The organism is Neobacillus rhizosphaerae (genome assembly GCF_937468385.1).
GTDB classification, from domain to species: domain Bacteria; phylum Bacillota; class Bacilli; order Bacillales; family Cytobacillaceae; genus Neobacillus; species Neobacillus rhizosphaerae.
Genome location: NZ_CALBWS010000016.1, coordinates 13,308 through 32,647, shown reverse-complemented (window position 1 = coordinate 32,647; position 19,340 = coordinate 13,308). Strand labels below are relative to the sequence as shown.

The 19,340-nt window shown below is 37.5% G+C and carries 19 protein-coding genes; 18 read left to right on the top strand and 1 reads right to left on the bottom strand.

The window, feature by feature from the left end:
- Positions 1-4: 4 nt before the first annotated feature.
- Positions 5-700, bottom strand: a complete 696-nt coding sequence (locus tag M5A78_RS12945; protein WP_248735686.1) for a Crp/Fnr family transcriptional regulator — start codon at positions 698-700, stop codon at positions 5-7.
- A 373-nt stretch (positions 701-1,073) separates the two neighbouring features.
- On the opposite strand from M5A78_RS12945, the gene M5A78_RS12940 reads away from it, so the two are divergent.
- From M5A78_RS12940 to M5A78_RS12855, 18 genes are all read left to right on the top strand, one after another.
- Entirely contained in the window at positions 1,074-1,682 is a 609-nt protein-coding gene (locus M5A78_RS12940) for a superoxide dismutase (protein WP_248735685.1), read from the top strand.
- Positions 1,683-1,803: 121 nt separating this feature from the next.
- Positions 1,804-3,021 carry an MFS transporter gene (locus M5A78_RS12935; RefSeq protein ID WP_248735684.1) on the top strand — a complete coding sequence of 406 codons (1,218 nt, stop codon included), beginning with the start codon at positions 1,804-1,806 and terminating at the stop codon, positions 3,019-3,021.
- A 212-nt stretch (positions 3,022-3,233) separates the two neighbouring features.
- Entirely contained in the window at positions 3,234-5,327 is a 2,094-nt protein-coding gene (locus tag M5A78_RS12930) for a peptidoglycan D,D-transpeptidase FtsI family protein (RefSeq protein WP_248735762.1), read from the top strand.
- A gap of 191 nt (positions 5,328-5,518) precedes the next feature.
- Positions 5,519-7,702: a peptidoglycan D,D-transpeptidase FtsI family protein gene (locus tag M5A78_RS12925; RefSeq protein WP_248735683.1), complete on the top strand. Its 2,184-nt coding sequence runs from the start codon at positions 5,519-5,521 to the stop codon at positions 7,700-7,702.
- A 310-nt stretch (positions 7,703-8,012) separates the two neighbouring features.
- On the top strand, positions 8,013-8,942 hold the full coding sequence (locus tag M5A78_RS12920; RefSeq protein WP_248735682.1) for a phosphate ABC transporter substrate-binding protein: 930 nt from the start codon (positions 8,013-8,015) through the stop codon (positions 8,940-8,942).
- A 137-nt stretch (positions 8,943-9,079) separates the two neighbouring features.
- Positions 9,080-9,946 (top strand): phosphate ABC transporter permease subunit PstC, encoded by an 867-nt coding sequence (pstC, locus tag M5A78_RS12915; RefSeq protein WP_406603698.1) that lies wholly within the window; start codon positions 9,080-9,082, stop codon positions 9,944-9,946.
- Positions 9,946-10,833 (top strand): phosphate ABC transporter permease PstA, encoded by an 888-nt coding sequence (pstA, locus tag M5A78_RS12910; protein ID WP_248735680.1) that lies wholly within the window; start codon positions 9,946-9,948, stop codon positions 10,831-10,833. Before pstC ends, pstA begins: the two co-directional genes overlap by 1 nt.
- Before the next feature lie 32 nt (positions 10,834-10,865).
- Positions 10,866-11,672 (top strand): phosphate ABC transporter ATP-binding protein PstB, encoded by an 807-nt coding sequence (gene pstB, locus M5A78_RS12905; RefSeq protein ID WP_248735761.1) that lies wholly within the window; start codon positions 10,866-10,868, stop codon positions 11,670-11,672.
- Positions 11,673-11,684: 12 nt separating this feature from the next.
- Entirely contained in the window at positions 11,685-12,458 is a 774-nt protein-coding gene (gene pstB, locus M5A78_RS12900; protein ID WP_248735679.1) for a phosphate ABC transporter ATP-binding protein PstB, read from the top strand.
- Between the two features lie 13 nt (positions 12,459-12,471).
- Positions 12,472-13,131 carry a phosphate signaling complex protein PhoU gene (gene phoU, locus M5A78_RS12895; protein WP_248735678.1) on the top strand — a complete coding sequence of 220 codons (660 nt, stop codon included), beginning with the start codon at positions 12,472-12,474 and terminating at the stop codon, positions 13,129-13,131.
- Between the two features lie 487 nt (positions 13,132-13,618).
- Positions 13,619-14,302: a DUF4912 domain-containing protein gene (locus M5A78_RS12890; protein ID WP_248735677.1), complete on the top strand. Its 684-nt coding sequence runs from the start codon at positions 13,619-13,621 to the stop codon at positions 14,300-14,302.
- Positions 14,295-15,545, top strand: a complete 1,251-nt coding sequence (locus M5A78_RS12885; protein ID WP_248735676.1) for a glycosyltransferase family 4 protein — start codon at positions 14,295-14,297, stop codon at positions 15,543-15,545. Before M5A78_RS12890 ends, M5A78_RS12885 begins: the two co-directional genes overlap by 8 nt.
- A 17-nt stretch (positions 15,546-15,562) precedes the next feature.
- Entirely contained in the window at positions 15,563-16,195 is a 633-nt protein-coding gene (locus tag M5A78_RS12880) for a hypothetical protein (protein WP_248735675.1), read from the top strand.
- Between the two features lie 54 nt (positions 16,196-16,249).
- The gene (gene rpmG / locus M5A78_RS12875; RefSeq protein ID WP_015594975.1) at positions 16,250-16,399 is read left to right on the top strand and encodes a 50S ribosomal protein L33; all 150 of its coding nucleotides are present in this window, start codon (positions 16,250-16,252) and stop codon (positions 16,397-16,399) included.
- A gap of 150 nt (positions 16,400-16,549) precedes the next feature.
- Positions 16,550-17,116: a 5-formyltetrahydrofolate cyclo-ligase gene (locus tag M5A78_RS12870; RefSeq protein WP_248735674.1), complete on the top strand. Its 567-nt coding sequence runs from the start codon at positions 16,550-16,552 to the stop codon at positions 17,114-17,116.
- A complete protein-coding gene (locus M5A78_RS12865) occupies positions 17,113-17,922 on the top strand; it encodes a DUF92 domain-containing protein (protein WP_319942289.1) in 810 nt (269 codons plus the stop codon). The genes M5A78_RS12870 and M5A78_RS12865 overlap by 4 nt, the downstream gene beginning before the upstream one ends.
- A gap of 135 nt (positions 17,923-18,057) precedes the next feature.
- Positions 18,058-19,011, top strand: coding sequence for an L-lactate dehydrogenase (locus M5A78_RS12860; RefSeq protein ID WP_248735673.1), 954 nt, complete (start codon positions 18,058-18,060; stop codon positions 19,009-19,011).
- Between the two features lie 98 nt (positions 19,012-19,109).
- A complete protein-coding gene (locus M5A78_RS12855) occupies positions 19,110-19,304 on the top strand; it encodes a hypothetical protein (protein WP_248735672.1) in 195 nt (64 codons plus the stop codon).
- Positions 19,305-19,340 lie beyond the last annotated feature (36 nt).

Here is a 19,340-nt window from a genome sequence, read left to right as displayed (position 1 = left end):
TTTCCTAATTAATCCCGCAAATTTCAAAGGAACAATTTTGGCAATCTACTTCTTCTCTTAAATAGCTTAAGTTTTTCACGGTGAACAATTGGTTTTCGTAAGAAATAATATCCTTCTCACGAAGCTCTTTTAAGGAGCGTTGAATGACTTCCCTGGTTCCGTAGGTTAGATTGGCTAACTCTTGATGTGTTAACGGCAGGTTAATCAGGATGCCATCCTCTGTTTTTACCCCATAAGTGTTGCAAAGGCGGATGAGGATGGAGTATAAGCCACCTTTCTTCCCGTTCATAATTAAGTCCTGGCATTTCATTTGAGCCTTTAAATATCCAGTACTTAGCCAGGAAACAAGAGCATTCATTGCCTCGGGGTCCGTTAAAACAAATTCTTCAAATTGCTCCCTTTTTATGATTAGGAGTTCACAGTCGGTTATTGTTTTGGCATAAAACTGATAGCGGGGATTTGCCTTAAAAAGCTGATACTCGACAATGAGTTCTCTATCGTTTAAGATTTTTAAAATAAATTCTTTTCCTCGCAAATGGACTCTTCCAAGCGCAATACTTCCTTTAAGCAATAAGTACACATATTGGGCAGATTCCTTTTCCTGAAATAGAACGGAGCCTGATTTAACTTTTTGGATGGGTTCTCTTTTTTGGAAAAATTGAACCATTAAACTATATATAGAAGAATTGGTATCTTGCATGTTTATCACCCTTTATCCCTTTCAGTTTGATTAAAATGAATTATTAACAACATGTCAATAAGGGATTTACATGAACTGGAAGTGAGTAAAGGGGGATATGACAAAAATCGTTGACAGAATGCTGTTCAGGTGAATCATGACAATTTTTCGAAAAATGATAGCTGATGTTTTGGTTTTCGTTTTTATAAAAATTTGCGAATAAAATTGATTCCAATGGGTAATGTATTGTTGTTGGGAATCTAAGCATTTTATTTGAATCGCTTAACCAATTTTGGTATCTTTAGAACAAAGCTTTAGAAATATTCTTAAAAATCATTTTGATTTTAAGGTGACGCTAAAGCTAAAAAATACGATTTACATAGGAGGAATTACCATGGCATTTGAATTACCACAATTACCTTATGCAGAAGATGCACTTGAGCCACACATTGATAAAGAAACAATGAATATTCACCACACTAGACACCACAACACTTATGTAACTAACTTAAACAATGCTTTAGCAGGTAATGAAGAACTATTATCGAAATCTGTTGAAGAAGTTATTTCAAACTTAGATGCTGTTCCAGAAGCTGCTCGTACTGCCGTACGTAACAATGGCGGCGGCCATGCTAACCATTCTTTATTCTGGCAAATTCTTTCTCCAAATGGCGGCGGTGCCCCTGCTGGTGAGTTAGCAGATGCTATCAACAATAAATTTGGCAGCCTTGAAAACTTTAAAGAAGAGTTTGCAAAAGCAGCAACGACTCGCTTCGGCTCCGGCTGGGCATGGTTATCTGTGAACAATGGTGAATTAGAGGTTTCTAGCACTCCTAACCAAGATTCTCCATTAATGGAAGGTAAAACGCCTCTTCTTGGTCTTGATGTTTGGGAGCATGCTTACTACCTAAAATATCAAAACAAGCGTCCAGACTACATCGGTGCATTCTGGAATGTCGTTAACTGGGACGAAGTAGCTAAGCGTTATAGCGCAGCAAAATAATTGAATTTGATTATTGTGAAAAAAGGCAGCTGAAAGCTGCCTTTTTTTGTCTATTTCCTGGAAGTTTGAATAAGAACTACTGACTTGTTAAAGACTACCCTTTAGATAAAGGGGAGTTTTTATGGTAAAAAAATTTAAGATTTTAGGTGATGTAGAACTAACAAAAGATTTGTCACTACTGCTAATTATTGGTGGGTTATATTCATTAAGCATCGCTCTATCCAACACTTTTGTGAATATTTATCTTTGGAAACAAACGGGAAAGTATTCGGATTTGGCCCTTTATAATCTCTCAATCGTCGTATTGCAGCCTCTTACATTTATTTTAGCGGGCCGATGGGCCAAAAAAATTGACAGGGTGATTGTCCTTAGAATTGGTGTTATCTTTTTGGCGCTTTTTTACCTCGCAGTTCTTGTAACAGGATCAAAAGCAGCCACGTATTTACTTGTTTTAGGAAGCCTTCTTGGCATAGGTTACGGATTTTATTGGCTTGCCTTTAATGTTTTAACCTTTGAAATCACTGAACCGGAGACGAGGGATTTTTTTAATGGATTTTTAGGGGCGTTATCGTCTGCTGGAGGAATGATTGGCCCGCTTTCTGCGGGATTCATCATTACAAGATTTGAAAAGTTCACCGGTTATACTATTGTTTTTGGCTTGTCATTAGCTTTATTTGCTCTTGCGGTGTTTATGAGTTTTTCATTGAAACCACGACCTGCGGCGGGAAGTTATTGTTTTAAAAGGATTTTAGAAGAAAGAAAACTAAATGAAAATTGGCGTCTCATTACAAATGCTCATTTTTTCCAGGGCTTAAGGGAAGGGACGTTTTTATTTGTTATCTCTGTCTTTGTTTATATTTCAACGGGGAGTGAACTGTCGTTAGGGACTTTTGGTCTGATTAATTCGGGAATATCATTTGTTGCCTACTATTTAGCCTCGAGGTTTATTAAGAAAAATCATCGAAAAAAAGCGATTCTTATTGGCGGGATTATCCTCTATGCAGCCGTCCTGCTGATTGTCTGGGATATGAATTTTGCTAAGCTGTTAATTTATGCCGTTATGATTGCAATTGGTTATCCACTCCTGCTCGTTCCGTATAATTCAACTACATACGATGTGATTGGAATAGGGTGGAAGGCGGCAGAAATGAGAATCGAGTACATTGTTGTCCGTGAAATATTCTTAAATTTAGGGCGGATTGTTTCGATCCTGGCCTTTTTAGCCGCAGTAACTTGGTTTAATGAAGACAGAAGCATTCCCATTTTACTATTGTTTTTGGGTGCAGGTCATTCAATGATTTATTTTTTCATTAAGAAGGTACAATTACCTGTGGCGTAATGCGATGAGTTTTTATACTCATCGCACTTTTTTTAGTGCCCTCGGGCGCTATGGCTATTCTTTTTAAAATTGGTAAGGGTTATTCATAGAAAAATGGAGCATTATCAAATAAAATAGAGAAAGTATCGTTAAGCGTTGTAAAAAGGAAGTGTATATAAACATTGAATAAGAAAAAGAAAAAGAAGAAGTCACATGTTTCCTTTCGCTTGAACATGTTATTCTTTGTTGTGTTCATACTATTCTCTATTTTGATATTTCGTCTCGGTGAAATTCAAATTGTTTTTGGCGATGATTTTAAACGTGAACTTCAGCGGACTGAAGATATAACCGTTAGTAATCCAGTACCTAGGGGGAAAATGTTTGATCGAAATGGAAAAACTATTGTCGACAATACCCCAATGAATGCGATCACTTATACTAAATACCAGAATGCCAATCAAAAGGAAATGCTCGATACAGCTAAAAAACTGGCAAATATCATTAGTATTGATACGACAAAAGTCCGTGAACGCGATAAACAAGATTACTGGATTTTAAATAATCCTGACAAAGCAAAAAAATTAATCACCAAAAAAGAATGGACGTTGTACGACGAAAAAAAATATGAATATAAGCAAATTTATAATATGCAGCTTAAAAGAATTCCCGAATCTGAAATCGCTAGTTTTAATAATTATGAACTCAAAACGATTGCCATTTTAAAGCAATTTAATAGTGGGTACGCCTTAACACCGCAAATTGTCAAAAATAAAGATGTAACCCCGGAAGAATTCGCTGCCGTCAGTGAAAATTTAGAGAATCTTCAGGGTGTTGATACAACAACAGATTGGGTTCGAAACTATGTTTTTGGAGATACGTTAAAATCTATTCTCGGTGATGTTTCGTCCTCAGAAGCAGGTTTGCCAAAGGATGAGGTCGAAAAGTATCTTGCCCAAGATTACAGTCGAAATGATCGAGTAGGAAAAAGTTATCTGGAATTGCAATACGAAGATGTACTTCATGGTCAAAAGGCAAAGGTAAAAAATGTTACCGATAAGTCTGGGAAAATATTATCTACAGAAGTGGTTTCTGAAGGGAAACGGGGAAGTGATCTTGTTTTAACCATTGACATGGATCTTCAGGCACAGGTAGATAAAATTATTGAAGAAGAAATGTGGAATGCCAAGAAAAAATCAAATACCGGCCTATTAGACCGGGCCTTTGTTGTCGTAATGGATCCCCACACAGGTGAAATTCTTTCGATGGGCGGCAAGCAACTTCACAAGGATGACAAGGGAAAAACGGTTATGGATGACTATGCTCTTGGGAATTTTACCTCCTCCTATAACGTTGGTTCTGCAGTTAAAGGTGCGACCATTCTAACCGGTTATAAAACTGGGGCGATTAGTCCTGGGGATACCCAAGTGGATGAACCAATAAAGATAGCAAACACACCAGTAAAGAAATCTTGGAAAACCTTTGGAAGAATTAATGACTTAAGGGCCCTTCAGGTATCGTCCAACGTTTATATGTGGAAAACCGTTATTGCAATGGCACATGGACATTATGTGCCCAACCAACCACTGCCAATCGATATTACTGCCTTTGATACGATGCGCAAGACGTTCAGTGAGTTTGGTCTGGGTGTGAGAACGGGGATTGACCTTCCCAATGAAACACCTGGGGTTACAGGGACTGAGACAAAACCTGGTTTACTGATGGACCTTGCCATAGGCCAGTATGATATGTATACTCCCTTGCAGCTTGCCCAATACGTTTCGACTATTGCAAATGGCGGATATCGAATTCAACCGCATATTGTGAAGGAAATTCGCGAACCAGTTACGGAAAATAATGAATTAGGTCCAATTGTTAAAGAGATTGAACCAACCGTACTAAATCGTCTCGATATGAAGGATGAATGGATCAAGCGTGTTCAAGAAGGGTTTCGAATGGTGATGCAGGTTGGTGACGGTACTGCAGTTGGTACTTTTAAGAGTGCACCCTATCATCCAGCTGGAAAAACAGGAACAGCACAGGCGTTTTATTATGGTTCCAATCGGAGTCAGTGGGGAACACCTGTCATGAATTTAAGTCTAGTAAGCTTTGCACCATCTGATAATCCTGAAGTTGCAATGGCTGTTGTCGTGCCATGGGCATACCAGGGCAATAGCGGTCCAAGCGTTAATAACATCATCGGAAAAAGGGTGTTAGATGCATACTTTGACTTGAAGAAAACACGTTCGGGTAATGAAGGCACGGTAGCTTCTGACCAGCAAACAGAAAATACTGGCAGCAATCAAAACACCCAGCAAACCGGCCAATAATAATTTGAAACACCTGTCTCATTTGAGGCAGGTGTTTTTCTTTACCAACTAATCAGTGATACAAAAAACTTTCCCTACAATAATTTGCTTGTTTATCAAAAAGAGCCCAAGTATTTTTAAAATCGCCTATAGAACAAGAATGACTTTTCCTTTAATATGGAAGGGGGAGAAAAAGTAGGAGGATATGCAAATTGAAGGAAAATAAGAAGAAAAAAAATATTAATATATCAATTAGAATAAACATACTATTTTTTGTAGTCTTTGTTCTATTTGCAACATTAATTCTGAGACTTGGAACAATACAGATTGTCTTTGGAGAAGATTATCAGCGTGAGATAGAACAAAATGAGGTTATATCAGTAAATTCATCCGTGCCACGCGGAAAAATATATGACACGAATGGAAAGTTAGTTGTTGGAAACAAACCTTTAATTGCAATTACTTACACACGGACTAAATCTGTTAAACAAGAAGAAATGTTAGCCACTGCAAAAAAACTAGCTAAACTAATTAATAAAGACACAGAGGAAGATTTTAAATCCATTACAAAACGTGATCGTCAAGATTTTTGGATAATAAAACACCCTAATGAAGCTACGGCCAAAATAACCAAAAAGGATGTAGACAGACTAAAGAAAAAAGAGTTGGATAAAAAAGAATTTGATAAAGAAATATATAACTTAACAAGAGAAAGAATTACTGACAAAGAGTTAAATTCTTTTACCAAGCAAGAACTAGAAGTATTAGCAATTTTTAGTGAGATGTCTAGAGGGACAACGCTATCACCGCAAATCATTAAAAATAAAAATGTAACGAATGAGGAATTTGCGGTTGTTAGTGAAAGCCTTGAGTCCTTACCAGGGGTGGACACCACAACAGATTGGGATAGGTTCCAAGTATTTAAAGATAAAGAAGGGAATGGGACATTAACCTCAGTTTTAGGGAAAGTCACAAGTTCAAAAGAAGGCTTACCCAATGATAGCCTTGATTACTTACTAGCTAAGGGGTATAGTCGTAACGATCGTGTAGGAAAAAGCTATCTTGAGTGGCAGTATGAAGATGTCCTACAAGGTCAAAAGGAAGTCGTAAAGAATATTACCGACAAATCAGGAAACGTTTCCAAATCCAATTTATTTATAGAAGGAAAGAGTGGAAAAGACTTAGTTTTATCAATCGATATTGAACTTCAACAAAAGGTTGATGAGATAATTCAAGATAAACTTAGTAAAGCCAAAGTTGGTCAACCATATATGGATCGAGCCCTAGTATCTGTTATGAATCCCAAAACTGGAGATATGCTTGCTATGGCTGGTAAACAATATGTTAAGGAGAATGAAACAAACAAAACCGAAGTGAATGATTTTGCATTAGGAAACATGACCACTTCCTATTCAATGGGTTCTGTCGTTAAGGGAGCAACCGTATTAACCGGGTATCAAACAGGAGCAATCGTTCCAGGGGAAAGACAATATGACCAACCTTTGAAGTTTAAGAGTACAAATGTTAAAAAATCATGGAACTCAGTAGGTTTTGGCTTAATTGATGATTTATATGCTTTAAAAAGATCATCCAACGTATATATGTTCTTAACGGCTATGAAAATTGGCGGGCAACAAACGTATATTCCAAATGGGCCGTTAAGCATAGACAAAGTTCCAGCTATAAATAAATTCCGAAAAAACTTTGCTCAATTTGGATTAGGGGTTAGAACGGGGATTGATCTCCCTGGTGAACAAACGGGATACGGTGCTGGTCAAATTCCGCCTGACGCCGGAAAAGTATTGGACTTTGCCATAGGACAATATGATACCTATACACCATTGCAACTTGTTCAGTATATTTCTACTATTGCAAATGGTGGTTTTAGGATTCAACCTCACTTAGCAAAAGAAATTCGTGAGCCAAATAGTAATACAGATGAATTGGGTCCGATTATTCAAGAAATAAATCCTAAAATTTTGAACAAAATTGATATGAAAGATGCTTGGATTAAACATGTTCAAGATGGATTAAAATTGGTCGTCAATGATCCCCAAGGCACAGGATATGGCACAATCAAAAATAAACAATATAAGATTGCTGGAAAAACAGGAACAGCAGAAGCATTATATGACGGGCCTTTACCAGGCCACCCAATGTTATGGAATGTAACCTTTGTCGGCTATGCTCCATATGACAATCCTGAAATTGCTATTTCAGTTGTCGTCCCATGGTCAACTACTGATAAAACACATACTAATTTAGAAATAGCTGATGAAGTTTTTAAAGCCTATTTTGATTTAAAAGAAAAGAAGGACAAAGAAGGAATAGATGGACAGGATCCACTTCAAAAGAAAGAAATGAATGAGGATAAGGAAAAAAGCCCTTCCGAATGATCAAATTCAGATTGATTAAATCATGGTGTCCAACATTAGGTAATTAGTTTCTAACACCTGTCTCTAAAAAAGAGACAGGTGTTTTTTCATATTTATCATCATAAATGAGCAACCTACTATAAAGGAATTTGTAATCCTATGTCAGAAAAGATGGCTAGTAGAATGAATTTGTTGATTTTACAAAAGAACAATATTTATTTACAAAACCTTTACAATTCATTAAAACTCCGTTTACAGTAATCCGTTATTCTAATACATGTAAGGCAGACAAACATAATCAATACCAAAAACCTTAGGGGGAATAAAGGAAATGAAAAGTTTGAAAAAATTAAGCCTACTTACATTATTAGCCGCGTTAATGGTATTCACGGCTGCTTGTGGAGGCGGAGCTTCTACAGATAAAACAACAGAAAAAGACAAACCAACTACACCAAAAACTGAAGAAAAGCAAGAACTTTCGGGCTCTTTATCTGTCTCTGGTTCATCTGCCATGCAGCCATTAGTAGCAGCAGCAGCAGAAGAATTTATGAATGCAAATCCAAAAGTTGATATACAAGTAAATGCTGGTGGATCTGGTACTGGCTTATCACAAGTTGCTGAAGGATCTGTGCAAATTGGTAACTCAGACGTATTTGCTGAAGAAAAGCAAGGTATTCCTGCCGATCAACTAGTTGACCATAAAGTAGCGGTTGTAGGTATGACAGCTGCAGTTAATCCTAAAGTTGGCATTAAAGATATTAAAAAAGCTGATTTAATTAAAGTATTTACAGGAAAAATCACAAACTGGAAAGAACTTGGTGGAAAAGACCAAAAGATCGTTCTAGTAAACCGTCCTGACTCTTCAGGAACACGTGCAATCTTCAATAAGTTTGCCCTTGATGGAGCAAAGCCTGCTGAAGGAATTACAGAAGATTCTTCAAACACTGTTAAAAAGATTATTAACGAAACTGACGGTGCAATTGGTTACCTTGCATTCTCATACTTTACCGATAATTCTGTAACACCTCTTGCAATCGATGGTGTTGAACCAACTGCTGAAAATGTACAATCAGGAAAATTCCCAGTTTGGGCTTACCAACATTCTTATACTAAAGGTGAGGCTGACGGTTTAGCAAAAGCGTTTCTAGACTATCTAATGTCAGATGATATCCAAAACACTCTATTAAAAGAACAAGGATATCTTCCTGTAACAAAAATGCAAGTTGAACGCGACGCTAAAGGGAATCAAAAAAATAAGTAATAATATGGTTCAAATAAGGAACGGGGTAAATGCGATTGTGCATTTACCCTATTATGACGTATTTTAGGGGTGTTTGGTGCATTATGGAAAAGTTGATTCCTGCCAAGGACAGGTTGTTGAAATCTAAAAATAATTGGATGGACGGTGAACTACGAGGGAAAGTTCTTGTTATTTTGTGTGCAGTGATTATGATATCAGCAACCATATCAATAACAATATTCATAGGAACAAAAGGTCTGCAGTCTTTCATAAAAAATGGTGTAAGTCTTTTTGAGTTCTTAACCAGTACGCACTGGAATCCTACCGATCAAGCTAAGCCTGAATATGGAGCTCTTCCGTTTATTTTTGGCTCCTTTGCTGTTACCTTTCTATCAGCACTTGTTGCTGCACCATTAGGGATTGGTGGCGCGATATTTATGACCGAAATTGCTCCATCCTGGGGGAGGAAAATATTACAGCCAGTTGTTGAGCTTTTAGTTGGTATACCGTCTGTTGTTTATGGATTCATCGGGCTTACAGTACTAGTTCCTTTTATCAGAGAACATGTGGGAGGATTAGGCTTCAGCTTATTATCTGGTATGATTGTTCTTTCAATCATGATATTGCCAACCATTACTACCATTGCTACGGACGCAATAAGTTCGCTGCCAAATAGCTTAAGAGAAGGTTCATATGCTCTTGGCGCAACCCGGTGGCAAACCATTAGAAAAGTGCTTATCCCTGCTGCACTGCCAACCTTGCTGACAGCCATTGTTTTAGGTATGGCGCGAGCATTTGGTGAAGCTTTAGCCGTTCAAATGGTAATCGGAAACGTCAGAAATTTACCATCAAGTATTTTGGATGCGTCAGCAACTTTAACAACGATTATTACATTAAATATGGGACATACGACGTACGGAAGTGTTGAAAATAATACGCTTTGGTCTATGGGCTTAATTCTTTTGGTAATGTCCTTTGCGTTTATTCTACTCATCCGCTATCTATCATCAAGGAGGAAGCTGTAATGAACAGTAAAACAGCTGACCGAATTGCAACCGGAGTATTTGTTGCTATTGCCATTATTATCATTTCAATTCTTGTCGGATTATTCTCATATATTTTGGTTAATGGACTTAAACATATTTCATGGGAGTTTTTAACCACCCCTTCAAGCAATATTCGTGCAGGTGGGGGAATACGCGACCAATTATTCAATTCGTTTTATATTTTACTGATTACGATGATTATTGCAGTCCCACTTGGGGTCGGTGGGGGAATCTATATGGCAGAGTATGCAAAGCCAGGCAAAGTAACGGATATCATTCGTTCCTGTATTGAAGTTTTAGCATCGCTGCCATCTATCGTGATAGGAATGTTCGGTTTATTGATGTTTGTTAATGTTACAGGATGGGGCTATACGATATTAGGTGGAGCCTTAGCACTTACAGTCTTTAATTTGCCTGTCATCGTGCGAGTAAGTGAAGACTCGATTCGTGCCGTTCCACGTGATCTGAAGGAGGCCAGTCTTGCCTTAGGAATTACCCATTGGCATACAATAAAAACCGTTATTTTACCTAGTGCTTTCCCATCTATTCTAACGGGTGTCATTCTTGCAGCAGGAAGGGTGTTTGGAGAAGCAGCAGCCCTATTATTTACAGCCGGTCTTTCCACACCAAGGCTCGATTATACAAATTGGAATCCATTTTCTGATCAATCACCATTGAATATATTTCGTCCTGCGGAAACACTTGCCGTTCATATTTGGTCTGTAAATACGCAAGGATTAATTCCCGACGTGGAAGAGGTTTCGAATGGTTCTGCAGCGGTGTTAGTGATCTCGGTTTTACTATTCAACCTACTAGCTAGATGGATTGGAAGACTTATTCATAAAAAAATCACGGCGACTAAATAAAGGGCGGGTGAGAACTGTTGGCTTCAGCATTAATGAATAAACCCACTGGTAAGCAAGAAGTACAATCAGTCAGGCAAATTAACAAGGAACTGATTTTAGAAGTAAATAATTTAGAGATTTTCTATGGTGAAAAACGTGCCGTAAACGAAATATCAATGGTAATTGAGAAAAATTCAATTACCGCTTTAATTGGACCTTCAGGTTGTGGAAAATCAACCTTTTTACGTAGTATTAATAGAATGAATGACCTGATCCCTGGTGCAAGGGCTGAAGGTGAAATTATTTATGAAGATCTCAATATTTTGTCTGAGCAGATAAATGTTGTTGCTTTACGCAAGGAAATTGGCATGGTATTCCAAAAACCCAACCCATTTCCAAAATCAATATATGAGAATATTACACATGCCCTAAAGTTTGCAGGAATTAAAAAGAAAAGCATGCTAGATGAAATTGTCGAAGAAAGCTTACAGAAAGCGGCTTTATGGGATGAGGTAAAGGACAGACTTCATAAATCTGCACTCTCACTTTCGGGTGGACAACAGCAACGACTTTGTATTGCAAGGACCATTGCGATGAAGCCAACCATCATGCTCCTTGATGAACCTTCCTCAGCACTCGATCCTATTTCCAATGCAAAGGTAGAAGAGTTGATCATCGACTTGAAAAAAGACTATTCAATTATTATTGTGACACATAATATGCAGCAGGCTTCACGTATCTCAGATAAAACGGCCTTCTTTTTTAAGGGAGATTTAATTGAATATGATGCTACGGAAAAAATCTTTACAAATCCTTCTGTAAAAAAGACGGAAGAATATATTTCTGGACGGTTCGGATAAGGGGGGAATGTTGTGTCAATTAACACGTTAACAAGACAAGTGTATGATATTAATGATTTGAATTTATGGTACGGAGAACATCACGCTTTAAAAAATATTAACTTTCCGATAAATAAAAAAGAGGTCACAGCCATTATCGGTCCATCCGGCTGCGGAAAATCAACTTTCATAAAAACACTAAATTTGATGATTAATATGGTTCCGAATGTAAAAATGACAGGCGAAATTAATTTTAATGGACAAAATATATTAGATGAGAAAATGGATCTGGTAGAACTTCGGAAAAACGTAGGAATGGTTTTTCAGAAGGGAAATCCATTTCCACAATCAATTTATGATAATGTTGCCTATGGTCCAAGAATTCATGGAATCAAAAAAAAGACTCATCTTGATGAGGTTGTCATCAAATCATTAATGGATGTGGCTTTATGGGATGAAGTAAAGGACCGATTAAATACTCCTGCTTTAGGGCTATCAGGAGGACAGCAACAAAGGTTATGTATCGCAAGAGCATTAGCTACAAAACCAGGTGTTTTGTTAATGGATGAGCCAACTTCTGCCTTGGATCCGATTTCCACCTTGAAAATTGAGGAATTGATATTAGAATTAAAAGAAAAATATACCATTGTTATTGTTACCCATAATATGCAACAAGCTTCACGGGTATCAGATAAGACTGCTTTCTTTTTAATGGGTGAACTAATTGAACTAGATACAACTTCTACTATTTTTTCTAATCCACATGACTCACGTACTGAAGGTTATATTACAGGAAGATTCGGATGATGGGGTGACTAATTTGAGTACCAGATCTAATTTTGACAATAATTTAAAACAGTTAAATGAATTGCTTTTAAACATGGCCAGTCAAACAGAAAAAGCAATAAAAGAGGCAATGCTTGCATTAATCAATCAGGATATGGAGCAGGCAAAAGCTGTTATTGATGGTGATAATGAAATTGATGATATGGAACATGAAATTCATGATAAAGCATTATTACTAATTGCCAGAGAATCTCCGGTAGCAACGGATCTTAGAAAAATAAATGTAGCATTAAAAGTTTCATCAGAAGTTGAGAGAATGGCTGATATGGCAGTGAATATCGCGAAATCTGCGATACACATTGGCAGGGAAAAGCATATTACAGAAATTGTTGATATACACAAAATGATGGAAATAGCGTTAGAAATGGTAACTGAGTCCATTACGGCCTTCTATTCTGAAGATATTTCACTTGCCCAAAGATGTGCGAAAAGAGATGATCAGGTGGATAAAATGTTTGGAAGTTTGATTCAGGAACTTTTGAGCTTTATTCCGCATAATCCAAACTCGACGAACCAAATTATCCAATTAGCGTTTGTTTGTAGGTTTATTGAGAGGATCGCAGACCATTCAACCAATATCGCAGAGAATGTTGTTTACCTTGTAACAGGAGAACGGATTAATTTAAATGATTAGAATATAAATAGAGATTTTTTAAGATGGAGCTGATATGGAGGCTTCATCTTTTTTTGTGGAAAAGGGGCGGAGCGCCGCAAAAATGAATCACTTTAACCAGTTAAAGTGAAATACCCATTTCACTAGACGAAAGATGTGAAGTCTTGCTCTGCTCTCACCGCCTTTATTAGGTGACTACGGCTTATTCTCTAAATTTATTTCCATGGTAGGGTTGGGAGTTGAGGCTCATGATCTTTTTTTTGAAAAAATGTCGAAATAAATAGAGAAACAACAAAGGGAAATGTTGATTTTTGTTGGAAAAAGAGTTATTTCAAGTCCTTTTTAAAAAATTCCCTCCCCTACATTTGCTGGCAGTAAGGGCATGCGCAATACGACAAATTGCGTTTATTGTGTGCCTGTCAAACTGGTGTTACGATTAAATTATCAACGAAAATGAATAATTTGGCTATTTTAGCATATATTGATTGATTACGGAATGGAGGAAGTTATGAAAGAGGAACTTATTAAACTAAGAGAGGATGGTTTATCATTTCGAAAAATCTCCTCAGAACTGGACACAACGGTTGGTAAGGTTCAATACAGCTTGAATAAATGTCAGGATAGTGAAAGACCAAATCATATGACTAACGGTTGTCTTCAAAACAGTAAAGATGAAAAAATCTCCGACAGCAACATGACACAAGCTTTTGTACCTAAAAAGGGTGAGCTTGCCGCAAAGCTTGTCACGCCTCGAAAGATGTTCATTTGGTGGGAGGTTTCCGAAACACCAAAAAGAATGATAGAACTTTTTTTTAACAGAAAGTTTTCAGACCTCGTTCCGGTTTCCAGAATTTATGATGTAACGGATATCATCTTTAATGGAAAAAACGCCCACCACTTTTATGAAATCACCGTGCCCTATCAAAGGGGGTATTGGTTTATTAGAGGATTGACAGCAAATCGCAGCTATGTAGCGGAATTAGGAGTTTATCTTTCTGAAACGAGCTTTTTTCCTATTTATCGGTCAAATTGCCTGCAAACTCCAGCGAATGTTTTATTGAACGAAACTGAAATGTGTCGGGATATGATTCAATATCAACAGTTTGAGGACCATCCTCCCAAATGGATTGATCATGTAAGTACCTACAGCTATTATTTGGAATCTGCTACCTTGGAGGGGGGGAATGGATAAAATAGTATCCCAGCATGTTACTAACAGTCTTAATGGCTGGAAATTTAGAATACTAATGCTTTGCTGGGAATATCCGCCCAATATGGTAGGAGGTCTATCAAGGCATGTGTTCGGCTTATCTGTTCAATTGGCCGAAATGGGGCATGAAGTGCATGTTTTGACTGCGGGAAATGGTGATCTTTCACCCTATGAAAAAATGAATGGTGTGGATGTTCATCGGGTTAAACCCATTCATGCTTTCGATGATGACTTTCTTTCCTGGATTGGCGGACTTAATTTAGTCATGGCGTTTAAGGCCGAGAAATTAACAGAAGGGATTCAATTTGACTTCATACATGCCCATGATTGGCTAGTTGGTTCAGCGGCTATGGCTTTAAAAGAGTCGCTATCAATTCCGTTATTAACGACAATCCATGCTACAGAGCACGGAAGAAATAATGGCATTCATTCCGAAATGCAGCAATTTATTCATGATAAGGAACAACAATTAATAAATGAAACTGATCAGTTAATCGTTTGCAGTGATTACATGAAGGATGGACTCATTTCAATTTTTAAAGCATCTGCTGAAAAAGTTTCCGTTATCCCAAATGGAATTGAACCGTTGACAATAAAAGACCATGCAGAGGAGATTTTTCCTAATCTTAAGCAAAAAAAATATATTTTTTCAATTGGGAGGATGGTACGCGAAAAAGGATTTGAAACGATTATTGAGGCAGCAGCTATAGCTAAGGAAAAGGGTTTGGACTCTTTTTTTGTTGTTGCGGGGAAAGGACCGATGCTAGAAACTTATCGACGGCAGATTGTTGATTGGAAATTAGAAAACTATGTTGAGTTTGTAGGATATATTAGTGATGAACAAAGGAATGCTCTAATTGAGGGATGTGAGATGGCAGTCATTCCAAGCTTGTATGAACCATTTGGTATTGTTGCCCTTGAAACCATGAGCCTCGGGAAACCCACGATTGTTTCCAATACGGGGGGGATGAAAGGGATTGTGAAACATCTACAAACGGGATTGCTGATGGTCCCAGGGAATGCCCACAGCTTGCAGGAACAAATTGATTATTTATTGAAAAACCCGCTCGCGGCAAAAGCTATTGGCGGAAGAGGAAGGCAAATTGTGATTAGTTTGTATGGATGGAAGCGAGTGGCTACAGAAACCATGCGAGTTATGGAAGACTCTTTGTTATCTAAACGTGTAAAAGGGAATAAGGAAATAGAAACACCAAATACATTGTAAATAAGGTGTAAATGATGATGAATCTAACTAATACTGAAAAAAATCAACTGACCCCAAAACACCAGCTGTTAAACGATACACTGCAATTTATTCCTGGAATATGGGTAAATGGACAATACTATTGGCTGCAGAATCGCACAGAAATGGTCCTTTACGATGAAGAGATCATTATTAAGGTAAAGCAAGAGCAGCTCCACTCGAAAATCCGCTTTTGTCATATATATGTTAGTAATCATAGCATGCAAACGAAAGAGGTAAAGGTTTTAGCGATGCACCATTTTTCAAATGTAAGTCAAGATAACATCACATATATTTCACCAATCGATAATCGGATTTTTCACCACACGAAAAAAAATGTCTATTTAGTTAATGGGCTATTTAAGGGAGACGGTTTGACTGAGTATACGGCAATACCTCAATGGTATGCTTATACAGATCAAATATGGAATTCATTGCAAAAGGGAAGCTTAAAATATCAGCCGATTGCTAAGGGACCAGCAGCTAGTATATTCGCTATTAAAATGTCAATCCAGCAACAAGAAACCAGTAAAATGAATACATGGACTATTACAGGCTCAAGTAAAAATGAATTACTTGCAATGGAGGAAGGACTTTTTAAAAACGCACTAGCATTTCCTTTTGAAAAATGATATTATAGAAAAGTCGTATGAATGAATAGCTTAATCGTTTGGAGGGAAATTAACATGCGTGTGAATATTACATTAGCTTGCACTGAGTGTGGAGATCGTAACTATATTTCAACAAAAAATAAACGTAATAACCCAGATCGTCTTGAGCTTAAGAAATATTGCCCAAGAGAGAAGCGTACAACAGCACATCGCGAAACAAAATAAGCAGTAGGGCTTCCTGCTGCTTTTTTTGTTGGCTGATAGGAAACGATAAATTTCCTATCAGGCATAAGGGGGTAACTACACCTCTGTCTTCGCATTTTAAGCTCGCCAATTGGCGAGTTTTCTTTAGCTAAAATTTAGGAGGTTTCTAATATGATTGATAAAAACTCCCTTCGAAAACAGATGAAAGAAACACTCTCAACGCTTTCAAAACCCCTCTATGAAGATTATTCCTATAAAATTGCAACTAAGCTCTTTGAAGATGAGAACTGGATTCAAGCACAAGTCGTTGGTATTACTGTTTCGAAGGCACCAGAAGTAGATACCTTTCAAATTATTCGAAAGGCATGGGAATTAGGAAAACAAGTGGCTATTCCAAAATGTTATCCGAAGGAAAGGAAGTTATCTTTCAGAACCTTAAGCGAATTTTCCCAACTGGAATCCGTATACTATGGGTTATTGGAGCCGATTGCCGAATTGACAACGGAAGTTCCTTCTGAAAAAATGAATCTCTTAATTGTTCCCGGAGCAGCCTTTACAAGGGAAGGATATCGCTTAGGCTTTGGTGGAGGTTATTATGACCGATATTTACCTAGTTACTCCAACCAAACCCTATCACTTGCTTTTAATGAGCAAGTAATTCCTGGAATCCCTGTGGAAGAACACGATATACCCGTTTCGAAAATTATTACAAATCTTGAGGTCATAGTACCAAAATGATGGAAACAACGATTATTTTCGCTGTTATTATTCTAACAGGACTATTGGGAAATAAACTCAAATCATTGACTAAATCTGGTGCTTTTGCTGCTGTAATGGTAGGACTTGCCGTCTTCCTTGGATTTGGTGTAAACGGTCTGGTTCTACTTGGTGCATTCTTTTTGACTTCAAGTCTTTGGTCCAAATATAAAAGTTCTGTAAAAAATCCAATCGAAGAAAAATTGGCAAAAGGTGCAACAAGAGATTGGCGTCAAGTGCTCGCAAATGGCGGGGCTGCCGGGCTTTTTAGTTTCATCTATTATTTTAACCCAGATAGTACTTGGTTAATTGGCTTTGCTGTTAGCCTTGCCAGTGCAAACTCTGATACATGGGCATCGGAAATTGGTCCGCTCAGCAAAAAGGCTCCCATCTACATACGAACCTTAAAACGAGTTGAAAAGGGAACATCAGGAGCAATAAGTTTATTAGGAACTCTAGCTGCAGTTGCTGGTTCGCTGCTCATTTCACTGCTCAGTTTTTGGCTGTTCCATTTGGACATCCTGCTTAGTTTCCTTATTTTTTTATTTGGTTTTATCGGAAATATAATTGATACCTTCATTGGCGCCTTTTATCAACAAGTATATCATTGTGATCAATGTGGAATGGAAACCGAAAAAGAAGTACATTGCCATTTACCGACGAGGCGAATCAAAGGGACTGCTTATGTGGATAATGATATGGTTAATTTCCTTTCAGGGTTTCTTGCGGCGATGATGGCGATTTTCCTTATTCATTTGTTCATTAATTTTCCCAGCCATTTATTTTAACAAAATTTATAAATAGACAACGGTTACATTGAAATACTTAGTGAAAAAAATTTATGAAATAATATACAATATAGTTGTAGGAGAAAATAACCCAAGCTTTATCCTACTTTTATATCTTTGTTAGGAGGAATCTTTATGTTGAAACGTGTGAATAGAGTTGCTCTTATAGGAACAGGCTTTGTTGGTTCAAGCTATGCCTTTGCCATGTTGAATCAAGGAATAACAGAAGAGCTTGTCTTAATTGATTTAAATAAAGAAAAGGCTGAAGGAGACGCAATGGATCTAAATCACGGACTTCCATTCGCACCTTCACGTACAAAAATTTGGTATGGCAGCTATGCTGATTGTGGTGAAGCAGATCTTGTTGTAATCACTGCAGGAGCAAACCAAAAGCCTGGTGAGACGAGACTTGACCTTGTAGAGAAAAATACAAGGATTTTTAAAGCCATTGTCGAAGAAATTATGGCAAGTGGATTTGATGGTATTTTCCTCGTTGCTACTAATCCGGTGGATATCTTAACCTATGCAGTTTGGAAGTTTTCCGGACTTCCAAAAGAGCGAGTGATCGGTTCTGGTACGATTTTAGATACGGCTCGTTTTCGCTATTTGCTAGGAGACTATTTTGATGTGGATACCCGTAACGTCCATGCCTATATTATTGGTGAACATGGGGATACCGAATTGCCGGTTTGGAGCCACGCCGATATTGCAGGTACGTCCATCTCGGATTGGACAAAAAATAAAGAGGGATATAACAAAGAAGACCTTAATCAAATCTTTTTGAATGTTCGCGATGCTGCATACCATATTATTGAACGAAAAGGTGCCACCTACTATGGAATTGCTATGGGCTTAGTGAGATTAACAAAAGCGATTTTGCAAAATGAAAACTCAGTTTTAACTGTTTCTGCCTATCTTGAAGGTGAATATGGGCAAAAGGATATATACATTGGTGTTCCTGCAGTGGTTAATCGTAAAGGGATTAAACAAATAGTAGAGTTAGACTTAAATGATGATGAACAGGTAAAATTCACGAACTCTGTTAATGTATTAAAGAAAACAATGGAGCCAGTTTTTCAGAAAATATAAAACGAAAAGGGGCAGATTCTTTTGAATTTGGCCTTTTTTTACTGACATAGGGATAAAATTGATGTCATCTTCACAGAATAGTCGTAGGAGGGATGACAATGTCTCGCATGTTAACATCCATTTTGATGATTGGTTCCATTGGTTATTTTGCCTTCCGGTACAGATACCGGATTCTCAATGTTCTACTTGCTTCTGGCTGGATGCGCCGTCTTGCGGTAGGCTCGATTATGAGCTTTCCAGGAATAAAAAACAAAATGATGAAATCAGTATTTGGAGGACCATCTGAATGGTGAAAACCACAGATGGTTTTTTATTTTGGTAATTTGTCT